This window comes from Streptomyces sp. NPDC014870, assembly GCF_043081505.1.
In the GTDB taxonomy this organism is placed as follows: Bacteria; Actinomycetota; Actinomycetes; order Streptomycetales; family Streptomycetaceae; genus Streptomyces.
Window position 1 is genome coordinate 1 of the sequence record NZ_JBIBWQ010000015.1, and the last position, 23,254, is coordinate 23,254.

General features: G+C 73.8%; 15 protein-coding genes. 4 read left to right on the forward strand and 11 right to left on the reverse strand.

Annotation, left to right across the window (positions count from 1 at the left end; translation table 11 throughout):
* Window positions 1-161: 161 nt before the first annotated feature.
* From ACF09C_RS34825 to ACF09C_RS34875, 11 genes are all read right to left on the reverse strand, one after another.
* A complete protein-coding gene (locus ACF09C_RS34825; RefSeq protein WP_392097361.1) occupies window positions 162-929 on the reverse strand; it encodes a 4'-phosphopantetheinyl transferase family protein in 768 nt (255 codons plus the stop codon).
* On the reverse strand, window positions 922-3,669 hold the full coding sequence (locus tag ACF09C_RS34830; RefSeq protein ID WP_392097363.1) for an amino acid adenylation domain-containing protein: 2,748 nt from the start codon (window positions 3,667-3,669) through the stop codon (window positions 922-924). Before ACF09C_RS34830 ends, ACF09C_RS34825 begins: the two co-directional genes overlap by 8 nt.
* A 55-nt stretch (window positions 3,670-3,724) precedes the next feature.
* A complete protein-coding gene (locus ACF09C_RS34835; protein WP_362414423.1) occupies window positions 3,725-4,549 on the reverse strand; it encodes an SDR family oxidoreductase in 825 nt (274 codons plus the stop codon).
* Window positions 4,540-5,295: a thioesterase II family protein gene (locus ACF09C_RS34840; RefSeq protein WP_392097364.1), complete on the reverse strand. Its 756-nt coding sequence runs from the start codon at window positions 5,293-5,295 to the stop codon at window positions 4,540-4,542. Before ACF09C_RS34840 ends, ACF09C_RS34835 begins: the two co-directional genes overlap by 10 nt.
* 1 nt (window position 5,296) lies before the next feature.
* Complete coding sequence (locus tag ACF09C_RS34845; RefSeq protein WP_392097366.1) at window positions 5,297-6,652, reverse strand: cytochrome P450; 1,356 nt, start codon at window positions 6,650-6,652, stop codon at window positions 5,297-5,299.
* Complete coding sequence (locus ACF09C_RS34850) at window positions 6,649-8,076, reverse strand: MFS transporter (RefSeq protein ID WP_392097367.1); 1,428 nt, start codon at window positions 8,074-8,076, stop codon at window positions 6,649-6,651. The genes ACF09C_RS34845 and ACF09C_RS34850 overlap by 4 nt, the downstream gene beginning before the upstream one ends.
* Window positions 8,073-11,855 carry a type I polyketide synthase gene (locus ACF09C_RS34855; RefSeq protein ID WP_392097368.1) on the reverse strand — a complete coding sequence of 1,261 codons (3,783 nt, stop codon included), beginning with the start codon at window positions 11,853-11,855 and terminating at the stop codon, window positions 8,073-8,075. Before ACF09C_RS34855 ends, ACF09C_RS34850 begins: the two co-directional genes overlap by 4 nt.
* Window position 11,856: 1 nt before the next feature.
* Window positions 11,857-13,101 carry a cytochrome P450 gene (locus ACF09C_RS34860; protein ID WP_392097370.1) on the reverse strand — a complete coding sequence of 415 codons (1,245 nt, stop codon included), beginning with the start codon at window positions 13,099-13,101 and terminating at the stop codon, window positions 11,857-11,859.
* Window positions 13,101-16,547: an amino acid adenylation domain-containing protein gene (locus tag ACF09C_RS34865; protein WP_392097372.1), complete on the reverse strand. Its 3,447-nt coding sequence runs from the start codon at window positions 16,545-16,547 to the stop codon at window positions 13,101-13,103. The genes ACF09C_RS34860 and ACF09C_RS34865 overlap by 1 nt, the downstream gene beginning before the upstream one ends.
* A complete protein-coding gene (locus ACF09C_RS34870) occupies window positions 16,544-18,244 on the reverse strand; it encodes a condensation domain-containing protein (protein ID WP_392097374.1) in 1,701 nt (566 codons plus the stop codon). Before ACF09C_RS34870 ends, ACF09C_RS34865 begins: the two co-directional genes overlap by 4 nt.
* A gap of 191 nt (window positions 18,245-18,435) precedes the next feature.
* Window positions 18,436-18,624, reverse strand: a complete 189-nt coding sequence (locus ACF09C_RS34875) for a hypothetical protein (RefSeq protein WP_392097375.1) — start codon at window positions 18,622-18,624, stop codon at window positions 18,436-18,438.
* A gap of 365 nt (window positions 18,625-18,989) precedes the next feature.
* On the opposite strand from ACF09C_RS34875, the gene ACF09C_RS34880 reads away from it, so the two are divergent.
* From ACF09C_RS34880 to ACF09C_RS34895, 4 genes are all read left to right on the forward strand, one after another.
* Window positions 18,990-19,763 (forward strand): LuxR C-terminal-related transcriptional regulator, encoded by a 774-nt coding sequence (locus tag ACF09C_RS34880; RefSeq protein WP_392097376.1) that lies wholly within the window; start codon window positions 18,990-18,992, stop codon window positions 19,761-19,763.
* 274 nt (window positions 19,764-20,037) lie between these two features.
* On the forward strand, window positions 20,038-21,399 hold the full coding sequence (locus tag ACF09C_RS34885) for a cytochrome P450 (protein ID WP_392097378.1): 1,362 nt from the start codon (window positions 20,038-20,040) through the stop codon (window positions 21,397-21,399).
* Window positions 21,396-22,217, forward strand: a complete 822-nt coding sequence (locus ACF09C_RS34890; RefSeq protein WP_392097380.1) for a thioesterase II family protein — start codon at window positions 21,396-21,398, stop codon at window positions 22,215-22,217. The genes ACF09C_RS34885 and ACF09C_RS34890 overlap by 4 nt, the downstream gene beginning before the upstream one ends.
* A gap of 19 nt (window positions 22,218-22,236) precedes the next feature.
* The gene (locus ACF09C_RS34895) at window positions 22,237-23,223 is read left to right on the forward strand and encodes an aldo/keto reductase (protein WP_392097381.1); all 987 of its coding nucleotides are present in this window, start codon (window positions 22,237-22,239) and stop codon (window positions 23,221-23,223) included.
* Window positions 23,224-23,254: the final 31 nt, after the last annotated feature.

Sequence of the window (23,254 nt, forward strand, 5' to 3'; positions counted from 1 at the left end):
TTCCCGAACGACGCCGTCTCCGAGGTGAACCTGTCACCCGTCAACTGCATACCGTCACCGGAGTCACCGGCGAACCGAATGATCACCCGATCGAGCTGGTGCACCTCTTTGCGGGTCGCGGCCCGCTCGCTCAACGTACCGGTGTCCGTCATGGGTTGTCCTTAGGGAAGAAGAGGGGAAGCCGTGGCGAGGGCGATGGCCGCCGCGTACGAGGGCAGGGGCGTCGGCACGTCGTGCACGGCGAAGTCGGCCAGCTCGGCGGCGGTCTCGGACACGCCCACGTAGGGGTCGGCGACGCCGTACGCGAGGCCGACCCCGGTCGCCTTCAGGTACGCCTCCTTACGGGTCCACACCCGGGCGAGGGCCTCGGGACGGGCCGCGTCCGGGAGTGCGCGCAGGGCGCTCTGCTCGCGCGGGTGGAGAGACGGCAGGAGTTCGTCGGTGATGGCCGGGCGCGGGACGCCCTCGACGTCGGCGCCCACCTTCACCCCCGAGACGGCGATCAGGGCGAGCCCGTCGCTGTGCGAGAGCGAGAAGTGCGGTCCACCGCCGGCCAGTGCGGGCCGCCCGTGCGGCGCGCCGCAGCACGGGCAGTCCTCGCGGACCAGGCCGAGGGCCTCGGGGGCGAGCCCCGTGTACCCGCCGAGGACGAGCCGCAGCCCGATGTGGGCGGCCCGGTAGCGGTGCCGGTCACCGGGACGGCGCAGACGGGCGGACCGCTCCCGTTCCTCCGGGCTGAGGGGCGTCCCCTCGGCCGCCACCGGGTGGCCGCCGACGATCTCCCGGTCCGTGTCCAGCCACCACAGGGCGACCTCGCCGCCCTTCGGCGGTCGGCCCGGCTCCGGAAGGGCGCTCTCCGGAACATGGAGGGTGGGGAAGGCGGCGCGGGAGGCGCCGAAGGCCTCGACCGTCCGAAGGCTCTCAGCCATCGACGCCGCCCGCCCCGGCGAGTTCGCGGATCGTGGGCGTGCGGAACAGGTCCCGCAGCGGTACGGCGGGCAGACCGCGAGCCCTCAGGGCGGCGCTGATGCGCACCGCGAGCAGGGAGTTGCCGCCGAGCTCGAAGAAGTCGTCGTCGAGGCCGACCGGCGTCCCCAGCATCGCCGACCAGACCTCCTGGAGCACCGCCGCCTTGTCCTCGCTCTCGGCCGCACCGTCGCCCGCGCCCACGCGCTCGCCCGCCGCCGCGGCGACCGGCGGGGGCGTCGCCGTCCGGGTCGGCTCCGGCAGCCGGGCGGTGTCCAGCTTCCCGTTGGTGGTCAGCGGCAGGGAGTCGAGCGGCGTGACGGTCGCCGGGAGCATGTACGCGGGCAGGACGGTCGCGGCCCGCTTGCGTACCCCTACGGGGTCGAGGTCCGCCGGGACGACGTAGGCGTCGAGGCGCGCGGTCGCCGGGTCGGCCGGGTCGTCGCGGCGCACCACCACGGCCGCCGCGCGGACGTCGGGGTCCTCCAGGAGCACGGACCGGATCTCGTCCAGCTCGATGCGGAAGCCCCGGATCTTCACCTGGCTGTCGATGCGGCCCAGGTGTTCGAGGGTGCCGTCGGGGCGCAGCCGGCCGAGGTCGCCGCTGTGGTACTGGCGGCCCTCCGCGTACGGGTCGGCGGTGAAGCGGGCGGCCGTGAGTTCGGGCTGCCCGAGGTAGCCGAGGGCCACGCCCGCGCCGCCGACACGGATCTCACCGGTGACGCCGGGCGGGACGAGCCGGCCGCGCACGTCGGTCACGTACAGGTGCCAGCCGGGCAGCGCCGGGCCGACGGACTTCGAACCCGCGAGGGCCAGTTCGCGGGTGAGCGTCTGCGCGGTGACGTGCACGGTGGTCTCGGTGATGCCGAACATGTTGACCATGCGGCACTCGTCCTCGGGGTGCCGGTCGAACCAGCGCAGCAGCATGCGGGCGTCGAGCGGCTCGCCGCCGAAGACGACCAGGCGTACGGCGAGGGCGGCGTGGTCGGTCTCCAGGAGCTGGGAGAAGGCGGAGGGCGTCTGGCTGAGGACGGTGACGCCCTCGCGCTCCAGCAGGTCGCGGAACTCCTCGGGTTCGCGGGAGACGACGTACGGGACGACCACGAGCCGGCCGCCGGTCAGCAGGCAGCCCCAGATCTCCCAGACGGAGAAGTCGAAGGCGCCGGAATGGAAGAACGTCCACACGTCGTCCGGGCCGAGGCCGTACTCCTCGCGGGTCGCGTCGACGAGCGCGCCGACGTTGCGGTGCGGGACGACGACGCCCTTGGGGCGGCCGGTGGAACCCGAGGTGTAGATGACGTACGCGGGGTCGTCCGGGCCGCCGGCGCCGGGGAGTGAGGCGGAGTCGACGGAGTCGGCCACCAGGAGGTCGTCGGGGGTGACGGGCGTGCCCGCGCCGGCCGGGTACTCGGTGTGCCGGGTGATCACCAGCTCGAGGCCCGCGTCCTGCGCGGTGTGGGCGAGGCGGTCGGCCGGGTACGCCGGGTCGGTGGGGACGTAGGCCGCGCCCGCCTTGAGGACGCCGAGCATGGCGGCGACGATCTCGTGGGTGCGCTCCAGGCAGATGCCGACCCGGTCGCCGGGCGCGACCCCGCGGGCCACGAGGCCACGGGCCAGGCGGTCGGCCAGGCGGTCGAGTTCGCGGTAGGTGAGGGTCGTCGTGCCGTCGCCGACCGCCGGGGCGTCCGGGCGCTCGGCGACGACCCGCGCGAGGGCGTCGGTGAGCCGCTCGGGCGCGCCGGTCAGGACGGCGTCCGGCCGGCCGAGGGCGGCGACCCGCTCGCGCTCGACGGCGTCCAGGAGTTCGGCGTCGTCGGCGCGCAGGTCCGGTGTCTCACCGAACTGGCTCAGGACGTGGGCGAGATGCCGCAGGAATGCGTCGACCGTCTCCGGAGAGAAGTGACTGCGCCGGTACGCGGCCCAGAGTCGCGGGCCGCCCTCGCCCGCGTCCCCGCCCTCGACCGTGCCCTGCAGCACGGTGACCGTGAGCGGGAACGGTGGTGCCAGGCAGGGCAGGTACTCCCCCGTGTACGGGAACGGCCCTTCCCCGAGGGCCGGTTCGAGCAGGCCGACGGTGACCGGGCGGTCCGTGGGCGACGGTACGGCAGCGTGCAGCGAGGCGAGCGTGGCGTCCGCCGGGACGGTGTGGGCGAGGGATCCGCGCCGATCGGTGGCGAGCGTGATGTCGCCGGTGGCGCCGTGGCCCTCGTACCGGTGCAGGGTGAGGGCGAGGGCGGCGCGCAGCGCGGCCGGGTCCGCCTCGGCCGGCAGGTCGAGGGAACCGGTCGCCCAGGCGGTGGTGCCGCTCGTGCCGCCGCCCCAGTCGGGGGCGGGCCCGGTGGCGACGGCCCGGGGGGCGGCGGCCCCGGAACCGCCCGCCGTGACCCCCTCGCACGCTGCCCCGTCGACGAGGACGGCGGCCAGGCGGGTGAGGTCGTTCCGGTCGAGCACCGAGCGGTCGGCGACGAGGATCAGGTCCTCGACGCCGTCCCCGTGGCGCAGCAGCACGCACCGAACGGCCGGGGTCGGCCGGTTCAGCTCGGTCTGCCGGCGGCGCAGGGCCACGGGCTCGCCGGCACCGGCGGCGACGTCCTCCACCCACAGCCGCCAGGGGCCCGCCGCGCCCAGGCGGGCGGTCAGCTCGGCGGCGGTCACCCGACTGCTCAGCCGGACGCGTAGGGCGTGGCAACGCTCACCCACCATGGGGTGTCCTCCCTCTCAACTCTCACAACGGTCACAACTGCTGGTCCCGCGCCGGTCAGCGCGCGGTGAAGCCGCCGTCCACGGTCACGACGGAGCCGGTCACCTGCCGGGCGTCGTCCGAGACGAGATAGACGACGGCGGCGGCCACGTCCTCGGGCTCGATGAGGGCGTTCATCGGCTGCGCCTCGGTGAACGTCTGCTCGTGCTCGCCCACCTCCACCTCGAGGGCGCGGGCGATCTCCGCGAGCATCCGGCCCTCGGCGGTCGAGTCGTCGCGCACCGAACCGGGACAGACGGCGTTGACCCGGACCTTGGTGGGCGCGTAGTCGAGCGCCGCGGCCTTCGTCAGTCCGATGAGGCCGTGCTTGGCGGCGACGTAACCGGCGAAGTGCCGGTAGCCGACCAGGCCGGCCGTCGAGGAGATGTTGACGATGGAGCCGGAGCGGCGGGCGCTCATCGCCCCGGCGACGGTACGGATCACCCGCCAGGCGCCGGACAGGTCGACGTCGATCATCAGCGCCCACTCGTCCTCGCCGATCTCGTGCGCCGGCCGACCCGAAGGGGCGGCGATTCCCGCGTTGTTGACGGCGGCGTCGATGCGGCCGAAGCGGTCCTCGGCGAGGGCCACGGCGGCCTCCACGGAGGACAGGTCGCGGACGTCGCAGGCCGCGGTGAGCACGGCGGCGCCGTTCTTGCGGCAGAGGGCGGCGGTGTGTTCCAGCTGGCCGCGGGTGCCCAGCGGGTACGGGACGCCGTCGAGGTCCTCGCAGAGGTCGAGCAGCGCGAGGTCGGCGCCCTCGGCGGCGCAGGCGACGGCGGTGGCCCGGCCCAGGCCCCGCGCGGCGCCGGTGACGAGGACGGTCTTGCCGGTCAGACGCACAGTTCCGCCTCCTCGGCCGAGGCCGCCAGCTCCTCGGCGACGATCCGGAGCAGCTCCGGCGCCGACTCGGTGAGGTACATGTGGCCGCCGTCCAGCTCGACGTGGCGGTGGCCGCGGTCCGTGGTGCGGTCCCAGGCCTCGGCCTCGGCGCGGCGCACGAGGGTGTCGGTCGTACCGCGCAGGGTGGTGACCGGGACCGACAGGGTCCGGGCGTCGGCGGGTACGTAGGACTCGTGCATCTCCACGTCGGCGCGGAGCGTGGGCAGGACCAGCTCGCGCAGTTCCGGGTCGTCCAGGGCCTCGTCCGCGTAACCGGCGAACTCGTTGACGCGCGCGAGGAACGCGTCGTCGTCGAGACCCGTCGCGCGGGCGGCACGCGGTTCGGCCGGGTGCGGGGAGCCGCTGGCGAAGAGCCGTACGAGGTGGACGTCCGGGGTGGTCGCCAGGCGCCGGGCCAGCTCGTACGCGAGGACCGCGCCGAGGCTGTGGCCGTAGAGCGCGACCCGGCGCGGGGCGGCCTCGCCGGGCAGGGCCGCGAGGGCCGTCAGGAGGTCGGCGTGGAGGGCGTCGGCGGCGGCGTGCGCGTCGCGGAACGGCTCCTCGTCGATGAGGCGTTCGCGGCCGGGGAGCTGCAGCGGCAGGACGTCGAGGCCGAGCGGCTCGGCGTGGCGCTGCCACGGGCGGTAGAAGGAGGCTCCGGCGCCGGCGAAGGGCAGGCAGACGAGGGTGATGCGGTCGGATGACATGTCAGTGTTCCCCGGTCTGGTCGGCGGCGGCGGTCGGCTCGGCGGCCGCGGCGGCGGTCGGCTCGGCGGTGGCGGTCGGCTCGGCGGCCGCGGGCTCGGGCTCGGGTGCGTCGGCCGGCAGGCGGATGTCGTAGGTGATCGGGAGCTTGACCAGACCACGGCTGGTGGAGTTGTCGAAGAGCCACTCCAGCTCCTCTGCGGGCACGGCCAGGCGCAGGCCGGGGAGGCGGCGCAGCAGGGTCGTGAACGCTATCTGGCCCTCGACCCGGGAGAGCGGCGCGCCGACGCAGAAGTGCGGGCCCTGGCCGAAGGCCAGGTGGCGGTTGGCGGTGCGGGTGATGTCGAGCCGGTCCGGGTCGTCGAACGCCTCGGGGTCGCGGTTGGCGGAGCCCATGAGGAGGTGGACGAAGGCCTCCTTGGGGATCGGGCAGCCGCCGATCTCCATGTCCTCGGCGGCGACCCGCAGGGTGCCCCGGTAGACGGGCGACTCGAAGCGCAGGAACTCCTCGACCGCCGAGCCGGCCAGGTCGGGCCGGGAGCGGAGCAGTTCGAGCTGGTCGGGGTGGGTGAGCAGGGCCTGCACGCCGTTGCCGATGAGGTTGGCGGTGGTCTTGTGTCCGGCGATGATCAGCAGGACGAGGGTGGAGACCAGCTCGTCGTTGGTGAAGCGGCCCTCCTCGTCGGCGGCCCGGAGCAGGATGCTGACCAGGTCGTCGCCGAGGTCGGTGCGCCGGTCGGCGAGCAGGTCGAGCAGATAGCGCTCGATGTTCTCGCTGGCGTCCTTGAGCTTCTCGTTGGACTCGGCGTCCGGGTACGGGGCGCCGCTCAGCCAGTTGCCCCAGCTGTGCAGCTGCGGGCGGTCGTCGACCGGGACGCCGAGGAACTCGCAGATGACGCGCATCGGCAGGGAGAAGGCGAACTCCATCAGGTTCGCCTCGCCGTGCTCGGGCAGGGCGTCGATGAGCTCGTCGGTGATCTCCTGGATGCGCGGGCGGAGCAGCTCCATCCGGCGCGGTACGAAGGCGCGGCTGACGAGCTTGCGCAGCCGGGTGTGCTCCGGCGGGTCGGCGGTGAGCATGTTGCGGATGAGGACGGGACTGGCGTCCTTGACGAGGTCACGGAACCAGGCGGGGGCGTTGTCGATCTGCTTCGACAGCCGCGGGTCGCTGAAGGCCTTGAGCGTGGTCTCGTAGTCGGCGACGACGTAACCCTCGCCGCCCACCGGGTAGTTGATCGCGTGGACCGGGCAACCGGTGGCACGCAGCTTGGCGTTGGGGGTATGGAGGTCGTTGCCCTCGGGCGCGGTGAAGAACGCGGGGGGCAGCTGGTCCGTGGTGCGGGGCAGCTCGGTGGTCATCGGGCTTCTCCTTCCTTGCCGGAGCGGTCGCTCTCAGAAGTGGTGGCGTCGGCGACCGGTGCCGCGTCGGCCGTGGCGGTGTCCGCGTACGCCTCCGGGGGCGCCAGGTTGCGGATGCGCGGGCTGAGCGTGGGCAGCGCGGCCAGGCCGGAGACGACGGCCATGACGGTGAACACCCAGACCGGGCCGGCCGCCTCGAAGACGGTGCCGATGGCGAAGACACCGACCGGGGCGGCGATCATCGACATGAACATCACCGCGCCCAGGACCCGGCCCTGCGCCTTGTCGGGCACCATCGCCGCGAGGTAGGCGAGGAACAGCGCGCTGGTGATGGGGCCGCGCAGGAACACGCAGGCGACGATGATGCCGAGCGGGACGAGCCCGGAGACGTTCGCGAGCAGGATCGCGGCGACCGGGCCGATCCAGGCGGCGGCCAGGAAGAGCTTGGCCGGGGCGACCCTCTTGATGACCGGTCCCGCGACGAGCGAGCCGACCAGGCCGCCGATGCCGGCGATGGACAGCAGCATGCCGGTGAAGCTCGCGGAGGCGCCCCGGCTCTCGGCGGTGGCGATCAGGGCGAGGAAGACGCCGGAGTGGGTGAACGCCATGTTCGAGCCCATGATCCAGACGATCAGCAGCCGCAGGACCGGCTGGTTGCCCAGGATCCTGAAGCCCTCGGCGGTGTTGCGCTTCTCCCCCGGGGTGATCTGCTCCACCTTCATCGGCTTGCGGATGAAGAGCAGCAGGACCGTGGAGACGAGGAAGCCGATCGAGGCGCTCAGGAACGGGAACGCGCGCGCCACGCCGAACAGCGCGCCGCCGACCGGCGGGCCGCCCATGGTCGCCGCGAAGTAGCGGACCTGGTTCTGGGCGGTGGCCTGGGTGAGCTGGGAGGGTGGGACGAGCTGCTTGATGGCGGCGAGCCCGGTGGGGTTGGAGATGCCCAGGCAGGCGGCCGAGCCGACCGCGACGGCGAAGACCAGGACGGGGTGGGTCTGGTCGGCGAAGATCAGCAGGCTGAAGACGCCGAGCAGGACGACCCGGACCAGGTTGCAGATGATCATCAGCAGCCGGCGGTCCACCCGGTCGGCGAGCGTGCCGCCGGGGATGGACATCAGACTGGCGGTGATGAGCTGCGCCGAGCCGACCGCGCCCGCGTAGAAGGCGGAACCGGAGGAGGCGAGGATGAGCAGCGGGTACGCCACCTCCGCGGTCTCCTTGGCGAGCGCGGCGAACGCCTCGCTGGTCCACAGCGCCTGGAAGTCGCGGTTCTTCAGGAGCGGCTTCTCGGCGGGCTCCTTCTTCCGGTTCTCCCCTCCGTCCTTCGCCTCTTCCGGGGCCGTCGCCTCGTCCGGGCCCTTCGGCTCGTCCGGGGCCGTCGCCTCGTCCGCAGCGCTGTCGGGCGGTGTCTGCGAGACCGTCATGAGTCCTTCCTCTCCTTGGATTCCTCTGTCAGTGCTTCGTCGAGGCGGGCGGCGAGCTCGTCGACGTACGGGGGCCGCAGCATCGACCAGTGGTCGCCCGCGACCGGGACCACGCGCAGCCCCGCCGGGTACAGACCTGCCAGGCGGCGCGCGAGCCGGGCGGCCGCCCGCGGGTCCGCGTCCGCCTTGAAGAGCACGGCCGGGCAGTCCACCGGGCCGGGCCGGTGGGCCAGTACGGCGGCCTGACCGGCCAGGAACCGGCGGCGCGCCTCGGGGTCGCGGCGCAGCGCTCCGGCCGTCGGGCCGACGCGGAGCAGGGTGTCGAGGCCGGCCCGAACCCCGCCGAGCAGGAAGTCGGGGGCGGCGGCGACGGGGAGCGGACGGGTGTCGGGGACGTAGCCGTCGAGGGAGACCAGGAGGTCCACCTCCCGCCCGTGACCGATGAGCAGCCGGGCCGTCTCCTGCGCGACGACGGCGCCGAAGGACCAGCCGCCGAGGGTGTACGGCCCCGTCGGCTGGGCCCGCAGCAGGGTGCGGGCGTGCGCGGCGGCGAGGGCCCTGATCGTTCCGGGCCGTGCCGCGGACCGTTCCAGGGCGAGAACCGGGCGGTCGCCGTGCGGGGCGAGCCGTGCGGCCAACTCCCGGTAGGGCAGGGCGTTTCCGAGGGCGTCCGCGACGAGGAAGAACGGGCGGCCGGCGCCTTCGCGGAGGGTGGCCACGCCGGGGGGCAGCGCGGTACCCGGATCGCTTTGGCCGGGCAGCCGTCGCTCGACGAGTTCGAGCAGCCCGGCGAAGGTGCCCTTCAGGGCGAACTCGGTGACGGAGACCTCCGCGCCGAGCCGCTCGCGAACGGCGGTGGTCAGGGCGAGGGCGAGCAGCGACTCGCCGCCGAGGACGAAGAAGTCGTCCCCGTCCGCGACCGCCGGAACGCCGAGGGTCTGGCGCCAGATCTCTTCGAGGGCCCGGCGCGGGGACCCCACGGCCACGGCGGCCTTCACGGCCACCTCGGGCCTCACGGTCTCCGCGGGCCTCACGACCCCCGCGGGCCTCGCCGCCGGAGCCTCTCGTACCGGATCCGGGTCCTCCCCCAGGAACGGGTGGGCGGGCAGCGAGCATCGCAGGGGCCGGTCCTCGGGGTCGGCGTACCGGGTCTCCAGGACCGTGTCGAGGGCGCCGTCCACGCCGAGTTCCCAGAGCGCGCCGAGCGCGTCGAGCAGCCCGGACTCGGGCTCGACCCGGCCGCCCGGGGCGAGCCGTACGGTCCGGTGGCGCGGGTTCCAGCCCGGCGCGACCCGCAGCGAGCCGGTCATGGAGCCGCCGGGGCCCAGCTCCAGGTACGTCGTGCAGCCGGCGGCGAGCAGGGTCGCGGTGCCGGAGTCGAGCCGGACCGGCTCGCGCAGATGGGCGGCCCAGTGGCCGGGGGTGACCACGGACTCGGGATCGGCCCAGTCGCCCGTGGTGTTGGAGATGTACGGCAGCCGTGGCGGGCGGGCGGGCATCGACGACAGATGGTCCCGCACCGCCTCGGCTGCCGAGTTCATGGCCGGCGAGTGGAAGGCCCGCCGGGTGTGGACGGGGGTGACGCGCAGTCCGGTCAGCGCGTCCCCCGAGAGAAGGAGGTCCATGGCGGCTTCGGGGCCCGAGAGGACCGCCGAACCGTTTCCTCGTACGGCGACGGTGACACCGCAGTCCGCGGGCAGCCGGGCCTCGACCTCGGCGGGGGCCGCCTCGACCACGGCCATCCGGCCGGGGTCGGCGTCGCGCATGGCCACCGCGCGCCGGTGGACCAGGCCGACGGCGTCGGGCAGGCTCCACACCTCGGCGAGCGCGGCGGCTGCGTACTCGCCGATGCTGTTGCCGAGCATGGCGTGCGGAGTGACGCCCCACGCGGCCAGCTGCCGCCCGTAGGCGAAGCCCAGCGCGAAGAGCCCGAGTTGCTGGTGGACGGTGTCCGCGTACCAGTCGTCGGAGTCGGGCGACTCGGTCGCCGCGCTCTCCTCGACCGGGACGACCACGGGATCCAGGTCCACCCCGCAGTCGTCGGAGGCGATCTTGCGGATCTCGTCGAAGGCCGCGCGGAACTCCGGCAGCAGCCGGTACGCGGCGTCGCCCACGGCGCTCTTGAGGGTGCCCTGCCCCGGGAAGAGGAAGGCCACCTTGCCCAACCGGCCCGGAGTGCTCGGCCGTTCGGCCGCGGCCGCGCTCGCCGTGCGCAGGGCGTCGGCCGCGTGGGCACGGTCGCGGACGACCACGGCCTGACGGTGCTTGTGGACGCGACGCCCGGACAAGGTCCGTGCCACCGCGTCGAGTTCGAGCGGCGAGGACGCGTCGGTGTCGGCCCCCTCGGCCTCCCCCGTCTCCTCGGCCTCGAGGCGATCCGCCAGGGCCTCGTCCAGGCGAGCCAGCGAGGCCGGGCTGTACCCGGACAGCGGGAGGAGCCGCGGTCCGCCGACGCGCCCCCCGGCGCGCCGGCGGGACGTCGCGACCGTCGGCGCCTCGATCAGCACCGCGTGCGCGTTGGTGCCGCCGACGCCGAACGAACTCACCGCTCCGGCCCGCCGCTCCTGGCCCGCGCCCAGCTCCCACGTACGGAGGGACTCGGTCACGCGGAACGGTGAACGCTCCAGCTCCAGAAGCGGGTTGGCGGTCGTGTAGTGAGCGGTCGGGTAGATCTCGTGGTGCTCCAGCATCAGGGCCGTCTTGATCAGGCCCGTCACACCGGCCGCCGCCCCGGTGTGGCCGATGTTGCCCTTCACGGCGCCGAGCGCGCACCAGCCGGTCGCCGCACCGGTCGGGCGGGCCGGGCCGAAGACCTCGGTGAGCGCCTGCAGTTCGATGGGGTCGCCGAGCCGGGTCGCCGTCCCGTGCGCCTCCACGTGGCCGATCGCGGTGGCGGGGAGTCCGGCCGCGTCCAGGGCCGCGCGGACGACCTCGCTCTGGCCGGCGGCCGAGGGCGCGGTGTACGCCATCTTGTCCGCGCCGTCGTTGTTGACGGCGGTGCCCGCGATGACGGCGGCGATCCGGTCGCCGTCGCGCAGGGCGTCGGCGAGCCGCTTGAGCACGACCACGCCCACGCCCTCACTGGGCACGGTCCCGGCGGACCGGGCGTCGAACGGACGGCAGTGTCCGTCCGGCGCCAGGATCCCGCCGGGTTCGAAGAGGTAGCCCCACTCGCCGGCCGGCATCACGGTGACACCGCCCGCGAGGGCCGCGTCGCACTCGCCGCCGCGCAGAGCGCCGACCGCGAGGTGGACGGCGGTCAGCGAGGTGGAGCAGGCGGTCTGCACGGTGATCGCGGGGCCGCGCAGGCCGAGCTTGTACGCCACCCTGGTGGCGACGAAGTCCTTCTCCCGCCCGATGTAGCGGGCCAGTTCGCCCAGTGCGGCGTCGTTCCGACCAGGCCCCGAGCGGTCGGCGCCCGCGTAGACGCCGACGCGGCCCCGGAACCGTACGGGATCGAGTCCGGCGTCGTCGACGGCGGTGGCGGCGCACTCCAGGAAGACCCGCTGCTGGGGGTCCATCGCCGCCGCCTCCGCCCGGCTGTAGCGGAAGAAGGACCAGTCGAAGCGGCGGGAGTCCTCGATGACGCCCATGGCCGGTACGAAGTTCTCCCGCCCGGCGTAGGCGGGGTCCACACCGCTCGCGAGCAGCTCCTCGCGGGTGGGGCGGCTGATGCCGTCCCGGCCCGCGCGGAGCAGGGCGCGGAAGGCGCGGACATCGTGCGCGCCGGGCAGCCGGCAGGCCATGCCGACGACGGCGACGGCGTCTTCGAGGGACATGTCAGACCTCTCCTCCCAGGTCGACGTACAGGTGGTCGAGACCGACGTAGCTGAGGTTGGGGCCCCAGACGGCGGCCTCGTCGGACAGCCGGGCGTGCGGGAACCGCGCGGCCAGCCGGCGCAGCAGGACGGCGGCCTCCAGACGGGCCAGCGGCGCGCCGACGCAGTAGTGCGGGCCATGGCCGAAGACGAGGTTCCGCTCCCCCTCCGCGAGCGCGGCGGGGATCGCGGCATGCGTTTCGGCCGTCCCCGCGGCCGCCCCCGCCGTCGCCCCGGTCACCGGGCAGACCGCCGCCGGGGGGACGCTCTCCGACTCGACCGGCTCGACCGGCTCGACCTCGTCGAGCGGCCCCTGGCCGGTGAGGCTCACCAGGACGAGGTCCCCCTCGCTCAGCCGTGCCCCGGCGAACTCCTGGTCGTAGGCGACGACCCGGCCGAGGTGCCGCAGCGGCGGCTTGCGGACGAGAACCGACTCGACGAGGTCCGTGATCGCGCCCGGCTCGTCGCGCTTGACGGTCTCCCAGAGGCCGGGGTCGCCGAGGGCGGTGAGGACCGTGGAGCCGAGCAGCGAGGCCGTGGTCTCCAGGCCGCCGAAGAGGCACATGGCCCAGGTCGCGGTGGTCCTGGCCCGGTCCTCCGGCGTGTCGGTGGGGAAGCCCTCCATGGCCCGGGCGCCGGCGAGCGCCTCGGCCATCTCCTCCATCACCTGGTGCGCGGCCAGCGCGTGGTCGCGGCGGTACATGGCGCCGATGAACAGCGACAGGGTCCGCGACCAGCGGTGCAGGACGGGCGGGTCCACGTCGACGCCGACGACGTGTGCCATGACCTTGCCGGAGATACCCTCGGCCACGGCCGGCACGAGGTCCTGCGGGCGGTCGGCGGCGGCCAGTTCGGTCAGGCACTCGTCCGTGATCTCCTCGATGCGCGACGCGAGCGAGCGCACGTACGAGGCGGACAGCATGCGCTGCACCGGGCGCCGCAGCGCCATGTGTTCGGGGGCGTCGGCCTGCACGAACCAGAGCCGCAGGAACTCGGTGAGCTCCCGGTACTCGGCGCGGGCCGCGTCCGTCATGTAGAGCTGGAAGGAGCGCTCGAAGGTCCCCGAGGCGAAGCCGGGGTGGTTGAGGACCTGCTGGGCCAGGCGCGGGTCGGCGACGACCCAGCAGTCGAGGCCCTCGTCCCACTCGGGGGCCCGGACGCCGTCCGCGAGGGACGGCGCCGGGACCGGTGCCGCGGTACGGGTCATCAGTCCGCGGCCTTCTCGATGAGGGCACTGAGCCCGGCGGGCGTGGGCGACAGCAGGAAGTCCCGCAGCCGTACGTTCGCGCCCAGCTCCTGCTTGACCTTGCGCATCAGGCGTACGGCGCCGAGGGAGTTGCCGCCGACCATGAAGAAGTCGGTGTCCTCGGTGACCTGGGTGAGCGGGTCGCCGTCGATGACGCCGTCGAACAGCGCGGCGATGCGCTCCAGGTCCACCCCGGCCGGGGCGACGAGCTCCTCCGCGACAGGCACCGGCGCCGGGGCTGCGGCCGACCGCTTCGCCGGCCCCGCCACGGCCGCGAGGGCGCGTCGGTCGACCTTGCCGTTGGCGGTCACCGGGAGCCGGTCCACGACGGCCCACAGGTTCGGCACCATGTAGGAGGGCAGGGCCTCGGCGAGCAGGGCGCGCAGGCCGACCGCGTCGACGGACGCGCCCGGGGCGAGGACCACGGCCGCCACGAGCCTCTTGTCGGCACCCTCGCCGTCGGTCACGATCACCACGGCGTCCTGGACCTCGTCGTGCGCGGCGAGGACGTCGCTGATGGCGCTCAGCTCGACCCGGTAGCCGCGCAGTTTGACCTGGTCGTCGGCGCGGCCGAGGAAGCGGACGCGGCCGCTGGTGTCGACGCGGACGAGGTCGCCGGTGCGGTAGAGCCGCTCGGGGACGTCCGGGGAGAGGTTCCCGAAGACGCGGGCGGTCTCCTTCTCGTCGCCGAGGTAGCCGTCGGCGAGGCCGGCGCCGCTGGTGTACAGCTCGCCGACCGCGCCGGGCGGGAGCTGGCGGCGCCGGGCGTCGAGGACGTACACACGGGTGCCGGGGACCGGGCGGCCGATGGGCAGCGGGCCGTCCACGTCCTCCACGCGGGCCACCGAGTGGGTGGTGGTGAAGGTGGTGTTCTCGGTCGGCCCGTAGCCGTTGGTGAGGACGATGCCGGGGTGCCGGGCGAGCAGTCGGGCGGTGTGCTCGTGGGGCACCACGTCGCCGCCGGTGAGGAGCTGGCGCAGGCCGCCGAGGGAGTCCGGGGCGAACTCCTCGACCAGCCGGAAGAGTCCTGCGGTCAGCCAGGCGACGGTGACACCGCGCTCCTGGAGGAAGGCGCCCAGCTCGGTCGGCGAGGCGAGCCCCGCCGGGTGTACTTCGAGGGAGGCGCCGGTGAGCAGGGCGCCCCACAGCTCCAGGGTGGAGGCGTCGAAGGAGAGCGGGGAGAGCCGCAGCATCCGCTCGCCCGCGCCCAGGCGGACGTAACCGGCCTCGTGGACCAGGCGGATGACGGCCCGGTGCGGTACGCACACGCCCTTCGGCTGCCCGGTGGAGCCGGAGGTGAAGGCCACGTACGCGAGGCGCGCCGGGTCGGCGGGCGGGGTGGGTACGGCGTCGGCCGGGCCCGGCCGCCAGTCGGGCTCCCAGGTGGCGACGGCGGGGACACCGAGGCCGGCGAAGCGCTCGGCGACGGTGGAGTCGACGGGGCCGGTGAGAGCGGCGGTCGGCTTCGCCCGCTCCAGGATCTTGGTGAGGTGGCTGTCGGGCAGCGTGGGGTCGATGCCGACGTACGCGGCGCCCGCCCAGGCCACGCCGAGGACGGCGACGGCCTCGGCGACCGAGCGGTCCACCCCGACGAGGACCCGGTCCCCCGGCCTGACGCCGGCGTCGAGCAGCAGCCGGGCCTGTTCGGCCGCGGCCTGCTCCAGCTGCCCGTACGTCAGGGTGTGGGCGGCGTCGCGGACGGCGACGGCGCCGGGCTCGCGGACGGCGACCTCGCGGAAGAGGGCGTCGAGGGAGGTGACGGGGAAGTCCCGGCCGCTCTCGTTGATCTCGTCCAGGAGGGCGCGGCCCTCCACGGAGATGCCCCGGACGTCCTCCAGCCGGGCGTCGGGCGCGTCGGCGAGCTGGGCGACCGCGGTCCGGAAGTCGGCGAGGAACGCCTCCGCCTCCGCCTGGCGCCAGACGCTCGTCGCGTACTCCAGGTGGCCGGCGTACGACGGGTCGGCGTGGCCGATGAGCATGGTGAGGTCGAACTGGGAGCCGCCGCCGTGGCCCTCCTCGACGCGTACCCGCAGCGGTCCCGCGGTCAGCTCGCGGGGCACGAGCTGGTCGTGCATGCCGAAGCAGACCTGGACGAGCGGGTGGCAGCCGAGGCTCCGCTCGACGCCGAGGCGGGCGACGAGCTCCTCGAAGGGCAGGTCGCCGGCGTCGATGGCGGCGCCGAGCGAACGGTGCACTCCGCGCAGGTAGTCGGCGACGTCGAGGTCGTCGTCCACGTCCACGCGGACCGGTACGAGGTTGCCCGCGACGGCGACGAGCCGGCGGAGTTCGGAGGAGCCGCGGCCGAGCAGCGGCACGCCGACCAGGAGGCGGCGGGCGCCGGTGCGGCGGGCCAGGGTGAGGCCGAAGGCGCCGAGCAGGAAGGCGTACGGCGTGATGCCGAGGGCGCGCGCCTGTGCGGCGACCCGCTCGGTGACGCCGGGGCCGAGGTCGAGGCCGAGGCGGTCCCCGGCGCCGTCCTGGACGGCGGGGCGCTGCTGGTCGGCGGGGAGTTCGAGGACAGAGGGCACGCCGTCGAGGTGGGAGCGCCAGAACGCGGTCTGCTCGTCCCAGGCGCCCCGGGCGCGGGCCTCCTCCTGGTGGCGGCGGAGCGCGGCCAGCGGGGTGCCGGGGTCGCGGGGCGCGGCCTCGCCGATCTGGTCGGCTTCGACGGCGAGTTCGGCGTACGTCTCGAATATCTCGCGCAGCAGGTGTCCGACGGCGTAGCCGTCGAGGACCATGTGGTGCGCGGCGAGGACGAGGGCGCCGCGCTCGTCCTCGGCGGCGGCGGGGGCCCAGTGACCGAACCGGTAGGCGGGGGCGGCCGCCAGGTCGAAGGGCTCACGGCCCAGCTCCGCGCCCTCGCGACGGACCTGGTTCTCGAAGGCCTCGGCCGGGCCGACGTAGGTGTGCCCGACGAGTTCGGGGGTGTGCGCGGGCAGGATCTCCTGGACCACGTCGTCGGCGGTCTCGCGGAAGACGGTGCGCAGCCCCTCGTGGCGGGCGACGGTGGCGGCGATGGCCTTGGTGAGCAGGTCGCGGTCGAGCCGGCCGCCCTCGGTGAAGCAGTGGAAGACGAGGTTGTAGGGGGAGCCGCCGGCGACCCGCTCGATCAGCCACATGCCGCGCTGGGCGGGGGTGAGGGCCTGTTCGGCGCTGCCGGTGAGCAGGGCGGCGGGGGCCGGGTCGGCGGGCGCGACGGGCGTGGCGCCGTCGAGCACCTGGCCGAGGGGGGCCTCGCCGAGGAGGTCCATGATGGCGACGCGCAGTCCGAGCTTCTCCTGCAGGACGGCGGCGAGGCGCATGGCGCGCAGCGAGTCGCCGCCGAGGGCGATGAAGCTCTCGTCGCCGAAGGCGTCCGGGCCGTCCGGGAGGTCGAGGACCTCGGCGGCCAGCGCGCGGGCCGTCATCGGGCGGCTCCGGTGGACTGGGTGCGGGCGGCGGCGAGGAGTGCGGCGCGGTCGCCGCCGGCGCCGGGGGCGGCGGCCGGGGCAGCGGCGGCGGCGATCAGCTCGGCCTGGCCCTCGACGGTGGGCGAGCGGAACAGGTCCATGGTGCGGACCTCGCGACCGGAGACCTGGCCGAGCCGCTCGACGAGGAGGACGAGGAGCAGCGAGTCGCCGCCGGACTCGAAGAAGCTGACGTCGTCGGCGACCTCGTCGGTCTCCAGGACCTCGCGCCAGATGGAGCGTACGAGTTCGAGGCGGGCCTCCGGGTCGTCCAGGTCGACGGCCGGGGCGGTGGCGTGGGGGCGTACGGACTCTTCGAGCACGGGATTCTCCGGGAAGGTGGCGAGGTCCGCGGCGCTGCGCCGCAGAGCGTTGAGGAAGTCCTGGACTTCGCCGGTGCCGAACACGTGGACCGGGTAGTCGAGGGACAGCCCGAGCCGCCGTCCGTCGGGCGTGTCCTCCAGCCGGACGAACAGGGCCAGGTCGTACTTGATGAACATCGGGTCGAGCGGGCGCAGCCGGCCGGTGGTGCCGGGGATCAGGTCGAGGGACCGGGGCGCCTCGTCGAGGTTGACCAGGACCGGCGACAGTGGCGGCCACAGGGCGTTGCGGTCGGGGTTGAGCGCGGCGGAGACCGCGTCGAGAGGCACGTCGCTGTCGACGAAGGCCTCCATGCCGGCGATCCGTACGCCGCCGAGCAGGTCGTGCCAGGTGTCGTCGGCGTCGACGGTGACCCGGAGCACGACGGTGGTCATGAACATCCCGATCACCTCGGCGGTGGCGGGGTCGTCGCGGCCCGGCCAGGCGAAGGCGATGAGGAAGTCCCGCTGGGGCCCGGTGCGGGCGAGGGTCGCGGCGAGGAGCGCGACGCCGACCATGAAGGGCGTGCAGCCCTCGCGGGCGGCGACCTCCATGATCCGCGCGGTGGTCGCGGGGTCGAGGGAGTCGGCGACGGTGGCGCCGAGGAGCGACTCCTCGGTGCCGTCGTGGTCGGTACGGGTGAAGGGCAGGCGCACCTCGGCGGGTGCGCCGCGCAGCCGGTCGACGACCTCGGCGACCTGCTCGGCGATCGCGTCCGGGTCGCGGTCGGCGACGACGGAGGCGGGGTGCGGTGGGGTGCTCAGGAGCGGTTCGGCCCCGTCGGCGACGGCCCGGTAGAGGGCGACGATGTCGTCGAGGAGCATCCCGCGGGAGACCCCGTCGAAGATGATGTGGTGCACGTTGAGGACGAGGAGGGTGCGCTCGGGGCCGAGTCGCACGACCTCCGCCCGGGCGGGCGCGTCCTTCGCGAGGTCGAACGGCGCGGAGCACAGGGCCCGTACCAGGTTGTCGACCTCCTCCTCGGTCCAGCCCTCGGCCTCGGCGTCGAGGAAGCCGGGCTCGGCGGGCGGTCCTTCGGTCGTGTACTCGACCTGGCGGCGCTTGACGTCGAGCCGGAAGCGGGCACGGAGCGAGGGGTGCCGGGAGAGGGACCGTCCGACCGCCGTGACCAGCGCCGCGTGGTCCACGGGGCCGCTGAACTCGACGACCGTGGGAACCAGTTGCGTGGGGCGCAGCAGCTCGTCCCGGTCCAGGACCCAGATGCCTTGCTGCACCCTCGTGGCCGGATACCAGACGTGTCCGGTCGGTGACGTACCGTACGGCGCTGCGGGCAGCACGAATGGACCTCCGAATTCTGTGGGAACGGTGAGAGCCGTGAGCGGCGGGACCTCTGGGCCCGTGAGGCCTCTGGGCCCGGCGGAAGTCGGGACTCCGTGGAAGTCGGAACTCCGTGGAAGTCAGGGACTGGTGGGCCGGCCCGCGGGGGCCGACGACGCGTTCAGGCCAATATGGTCGGCCGGGCCCGTCCTCAGCCCCACTGCGAGTCGTCGAGCGGCGCGACCGGGGTCACGGGGGTCTTCGGCGGGGTCGGACCCCACTGCGAGTCGGCCAGGACGGTGGCGGCGGGAGCGTCGGTGGTCGTGACGGCCAGTCCCGCGATGGCCGGAATCGCCAGCGCGAGAACAGCCAGAGCGCGGACGGAAACGTGCTTGAACATCTCTATACCTTGCCTTTTCACTGTGGTCGGAAGTGACGCTGCATGGTTTAGACCTGTGTGGTTCCCCGTCCGGAATCATGCGCTGTCCTGACGCGCCGGGTCACCCATGATCGGGGAGGATGATCCTGCAATGCGGAAACCAGCAGGGTGGGGAAATGTGCACGAGAGCGGACAATGGAAGCGAAGATCGCACCGTCGAGATCTGCGCGAACGGACTGCAGTACTACGCGGACTCCCTGGGAGGCCGGCCGACCGCGGGCGAATGCCCTCGCTGCCTGCTTGACCTGGGACTTGTCCAGCGCGTGCCCGACGGGAACCTGGCCCCGATTCCGCCTCGGCTGGCCTCCGGCGCGCAGATGGACCGTATGGAACGCGTCATCGAGGAGAAGAAGAACGCCCTCGCGACGATGCGCGCCTCCATCGCCCAGGCGCAGGAGGTCTATCTGGACAGTTACGGCCAGGGGGATTCGCATCTGATTCGCGTCGTGCAGGGGGCCGACGCGATCAGCGCGACGCTTTCGGCGGCCGTGCACGCCTGTGAAGAGGAACTCCTGACGGCGCAGCCGGGCGGGGGCCGGCCGCAGGAACTGCTGGACAAGGCGCTCGCCAGCGATCTGGAGGCGATCGGGCGGGGGGTCGCCCAGCGCACGATCTACCAGCACACGATCCGCTCCCACCAACCGACGCTGACCTACGTCGAGCACATCGCCCGGGCGGGCGGCGAGGTCCGCACGCTGGACGAGGTGTTCGACCGGCTGATCGTCTGCGACCGGAAGATCGCCTTCATCCCGGACCCGAGCTCGGAGCGGAGCGAGATCGCGCTCGCCGTGGAGCATCCGGGCGTGGTCCGGTATCTGGTGGGCATCTTCGAGCACGCCTGGCAGCGGGCCTCGCCGCTGCGGAACTTCCCCAGCACCCGGCTGCCCCCGCTGCTGACGGACGAGGTACGGCGGGCGATCCTGCGGCACATGGTGAACGGCTACACCGACGACGCGATCGCGGCCCGCCTCGGCATGAGCACGCGCAGCGTGGCCAACCACATGCGGTGGGCGGCGGAGCTCTTCGGCAGCCGCAGCCGGGCCCAACTGGCCTATCTGATCGCCAAGAGCGGTTTCCTGGACGACGCCGCCCCGGAGTGACAAGGCGGCGGCGCGGGGGGACGCTTCACGTTCGTGGCGGTGTCATGTACGTTGTGCCCACAGCACCACCCCCCGCGCGGCCGTCTCCGGCCGCAGCACAGCGCAGACCGGCTGGTTCCCCGTCGCGCCACGCAGGACCCTGCCCCGGGTCGTCGACCCCGGTGGCTGCTGGTCCGTTCCTCCGCACGCGCCCCGCGCCGTCGTCTCCGTACGCCGCGAGCCCGCGTGTCCTGGCGCGTTCCCACCGCCCACCCCGGCGAAAGGAAGACGGGTCTTGACCGTCCACGCCACCACACCGTCCGCCACACCACCGTCTGCCACCACACCGTCCGCCACACCACCGTCCGCCGCACCACCCCTCGTACCGCCGCCCGGCTGCCCGATGCACGCGGCGGCCACCGGTCCCGCCGACGCCCTCGACCTGGTCGACCCGAAGCTCTACAGCGACGGGGACCCGCACCCGGTCTGGGCCCGGATGCGCACGCTCGACACCCTGACCCGGCACGAGGTCGACGCCGACCGCTGGTTCTGGAACGTCGTCCGCTTCGACGACTCCGACCAGGTCCTGCGCGACACCGCGACGTTCACCTCCGAGCGCGGCACCATGCTCGACCTGCTCGGGCTCGACGACCCGGCCAGCGGCAAGCAGCTCGCGGCCACCGACCCGCCCCGCCACACCGAGATGCAGGGCCGCCTCAAGAAGGCCCTGGCCATCAAGTCGGTCGACCGGCAGCGGGAGATGATCCGCGACCTCGTCGTCCCGCTCATCGAACCGCTCGGCGACGGCGGTACGTTCGACTTCGCGCAGGCCATGCTGGCGATGCCGATGTCGGTGACCGGCACCATGATGGGCCTGCCCACCTCGGACTGGTCCTGGCTCAACCGGCTCACCACCGTGTGCATCGCCGCCGACGACCCCGAGTACCAGGACGCGGGCGGCCGGGACGCCACCCTGAAGGCGGCCCACCGGGACCTGTTCGCGTACTTCCAGGACCTGGTCAGGTTCCGCCGCAACAACCTGGGCGACGACCTGCTGAGCGTCCTGATCGCCACCGAGTTCGAGGGCCGGCACATGGCGCCCGACGAGATCGTCGCCAACTGCTACAGCCTGCTGCTCGGCGCGAACGTCACCACCCCGCACGCGCCGAACTTCGTCATGGCCGAGTTCATCGAGTCCGGCGTGCTCCAGGACTGGGCCGCGCACCCGGAGGCCGACGCCACCGGCTTGGAGGAGTCCCTGCGCTGGGCCTCCCCCGTCAACCACTTCCTGCGGTACGCCACCCGCGACATCGAGATCCGCAACACGCTGATCAAGGCCGGGGACGCCGTCGTCGTCTGGCTCGGCTCCGCCAACCGCGACGACCGGGTCTTCACCCACGGGAGCGCGTTCGACATCCGGCGCAAGCCCAACAAGCACCTCGCCTTCGGCATCGGCCCGCACTACTGCATCGGCCACAGCGTCGCCCGCGTCACCCTCAAGACGCTCTACCACGAGCTGTTCACCCGCTTCGAGGACTTCCGGCCCGCCGGTGCCCCCGAGCGGCTGCGCTCCAACTTCGTCTCCGGCTACAAGCACATCCCGATCACCGCCCGCCCCGCGCGCGGCGGCGACGGCCGGGCGCGGAGGACGGCGTGACGACCCCGGCCACCAGGACGGCCGCCGCGCCGACCGGGTCCCGGTGGCTGCGCCGCTTCCACACCGCCCCGGCCGGCGCCCCGCGCCTGCTGGTCCTCCCGCACGCGGGCGGCAACGCCTCCTACTACTTCCCGCTCTCGGCGGCCCTGGCCGAGCACGCCGAGGTCCTGGTGGTGCAGTACCCGGGCCGCCAGGAGCGGTTCGGCGAACCGTGCGTGGAATCGCTGCACGAGCTGGCCGACCTCGTGACCGCCGAACTGCTCGGCGCCCGGGAGACCCTCCTGGACCGGCCGTTCACCGTCTTCGGGCACAGCATGGGCGCCTCGCTCGCCTTCGAGGTGTCCTGCCGGCTCCGCGACGCGGGCTTCCCGCCCGCCGCGCTCGCCGTCTCCGGCCGGCGGGCGCCGTCCATCGCCGCGCCCGGCGCGGTGCACCTCGCCTCCGACGAGCGGCTGATCGCGGACATGAAACTGCTCGGCGGCACCGACGAGCGGATGCTCGACCACCCCGAGCTGCTCGCCGCGATCCTGCCCGCCGTCCGCAGCGACTACGTGGCCACGGAGACGTACCGCTTCCGTGGCGCGATCCCGCTGGACTGCCCCGTCACCGCGCTCATCGGCGACATCGACCCCCGGGTCGACGAGCCGCAGGCGCTGGCCTGGCGCACCCACACCACGGGCGCGTTCCGGCTGCGCTCGTACGCGGGCGGCCACTTCTACCTCGTACCCCATCTGGACGCCATCGTGTCCGAGCTGCTCGCCGATCTCCCGGCCGGCGGCGCGGACACCGTCTCCACCGGCGCACCCACCCACCCCTGATCCGAAAGGACCGTCCGTCATGAAGTACCGCGTCATCGGAAGTTCGCCCGCAACGCGCCGCGAGGTCAGTGTGCTGAGCCTCGGAGCCATGACCTTCGGCACCACGGTGGACGAGGCGACCTCGTACGCGATCCTCGACCGCTTCGTGGAGGCCGGCGGCACGTTCATCGACACCTCCAACAACTACGCGTTCTGGGTCAACGGCACGCAGGGCGGGGAGAGCGAGGAGCTGGTCGGCCGCTGGCTGAAGAGCCGGGGCGTCGGCGACGAGATCACCATCGCCACCAAGCTGGGCGCCCGCCCCAACCAGCCCACCTCGGGCTTCAGCCTGGACGTCGAGGGCCTCTCCGCCAAGGTCGTCCGCGAGTCGTCCGAGCGCAGCCGTGAGCGGCTCGGCATCGAGAAGATCCACCTGCTGTACGCGCACATCATGGACGAGCACACCCCGCTGGAGGAGACCGTCCAGGGCTTCGCCGACGTCGTCGCGGACGGCGTGGCGGGCCTGCTCGGCGCGAGCAACCACTGGGCCTGGCGCGTCGAGCGCGCCCGCGCGCTGGCCGCCGCGGCGGGGGTGCCCGGCTACGAGGTGCTCCAGCACCACCACACCTACCTCCGCCAGCGCATGGACGTCCCGAGCCTGCGCTCCCCCGACGGCAACCAGGGTCTGGTCAGCGGCGACCTGCTCAGCTACCTGCGCGCCAACCCCGAGCTCACGCAGGTCTCGTACTCGCCGCTGATCTCGGGCGCGTACGTACGGGACGACAAGCCGCTCGGCCCGGGCTTCGACCACGCGGGCACGCAGCCCCGGCTCAAGGCGATCCGCGAGGTGGCGGCGGAGACCGGCGCCACGGTCAACCAGGTGGCGCTCGCCTGGCTGATGGGCGGCGACATCCCGGTCCTGCCGCTCGTCGGCGCCTCCTCGGTGGCCCAGCTGGACGAGAGCCTCGGCGCGGTCGAGCTCGAACTGACCGTGGAACAGCGGACGAAGCTCGACTCCGTCAACTGACGCACGTCCGCCACCGCATGCCCCGCGTCTC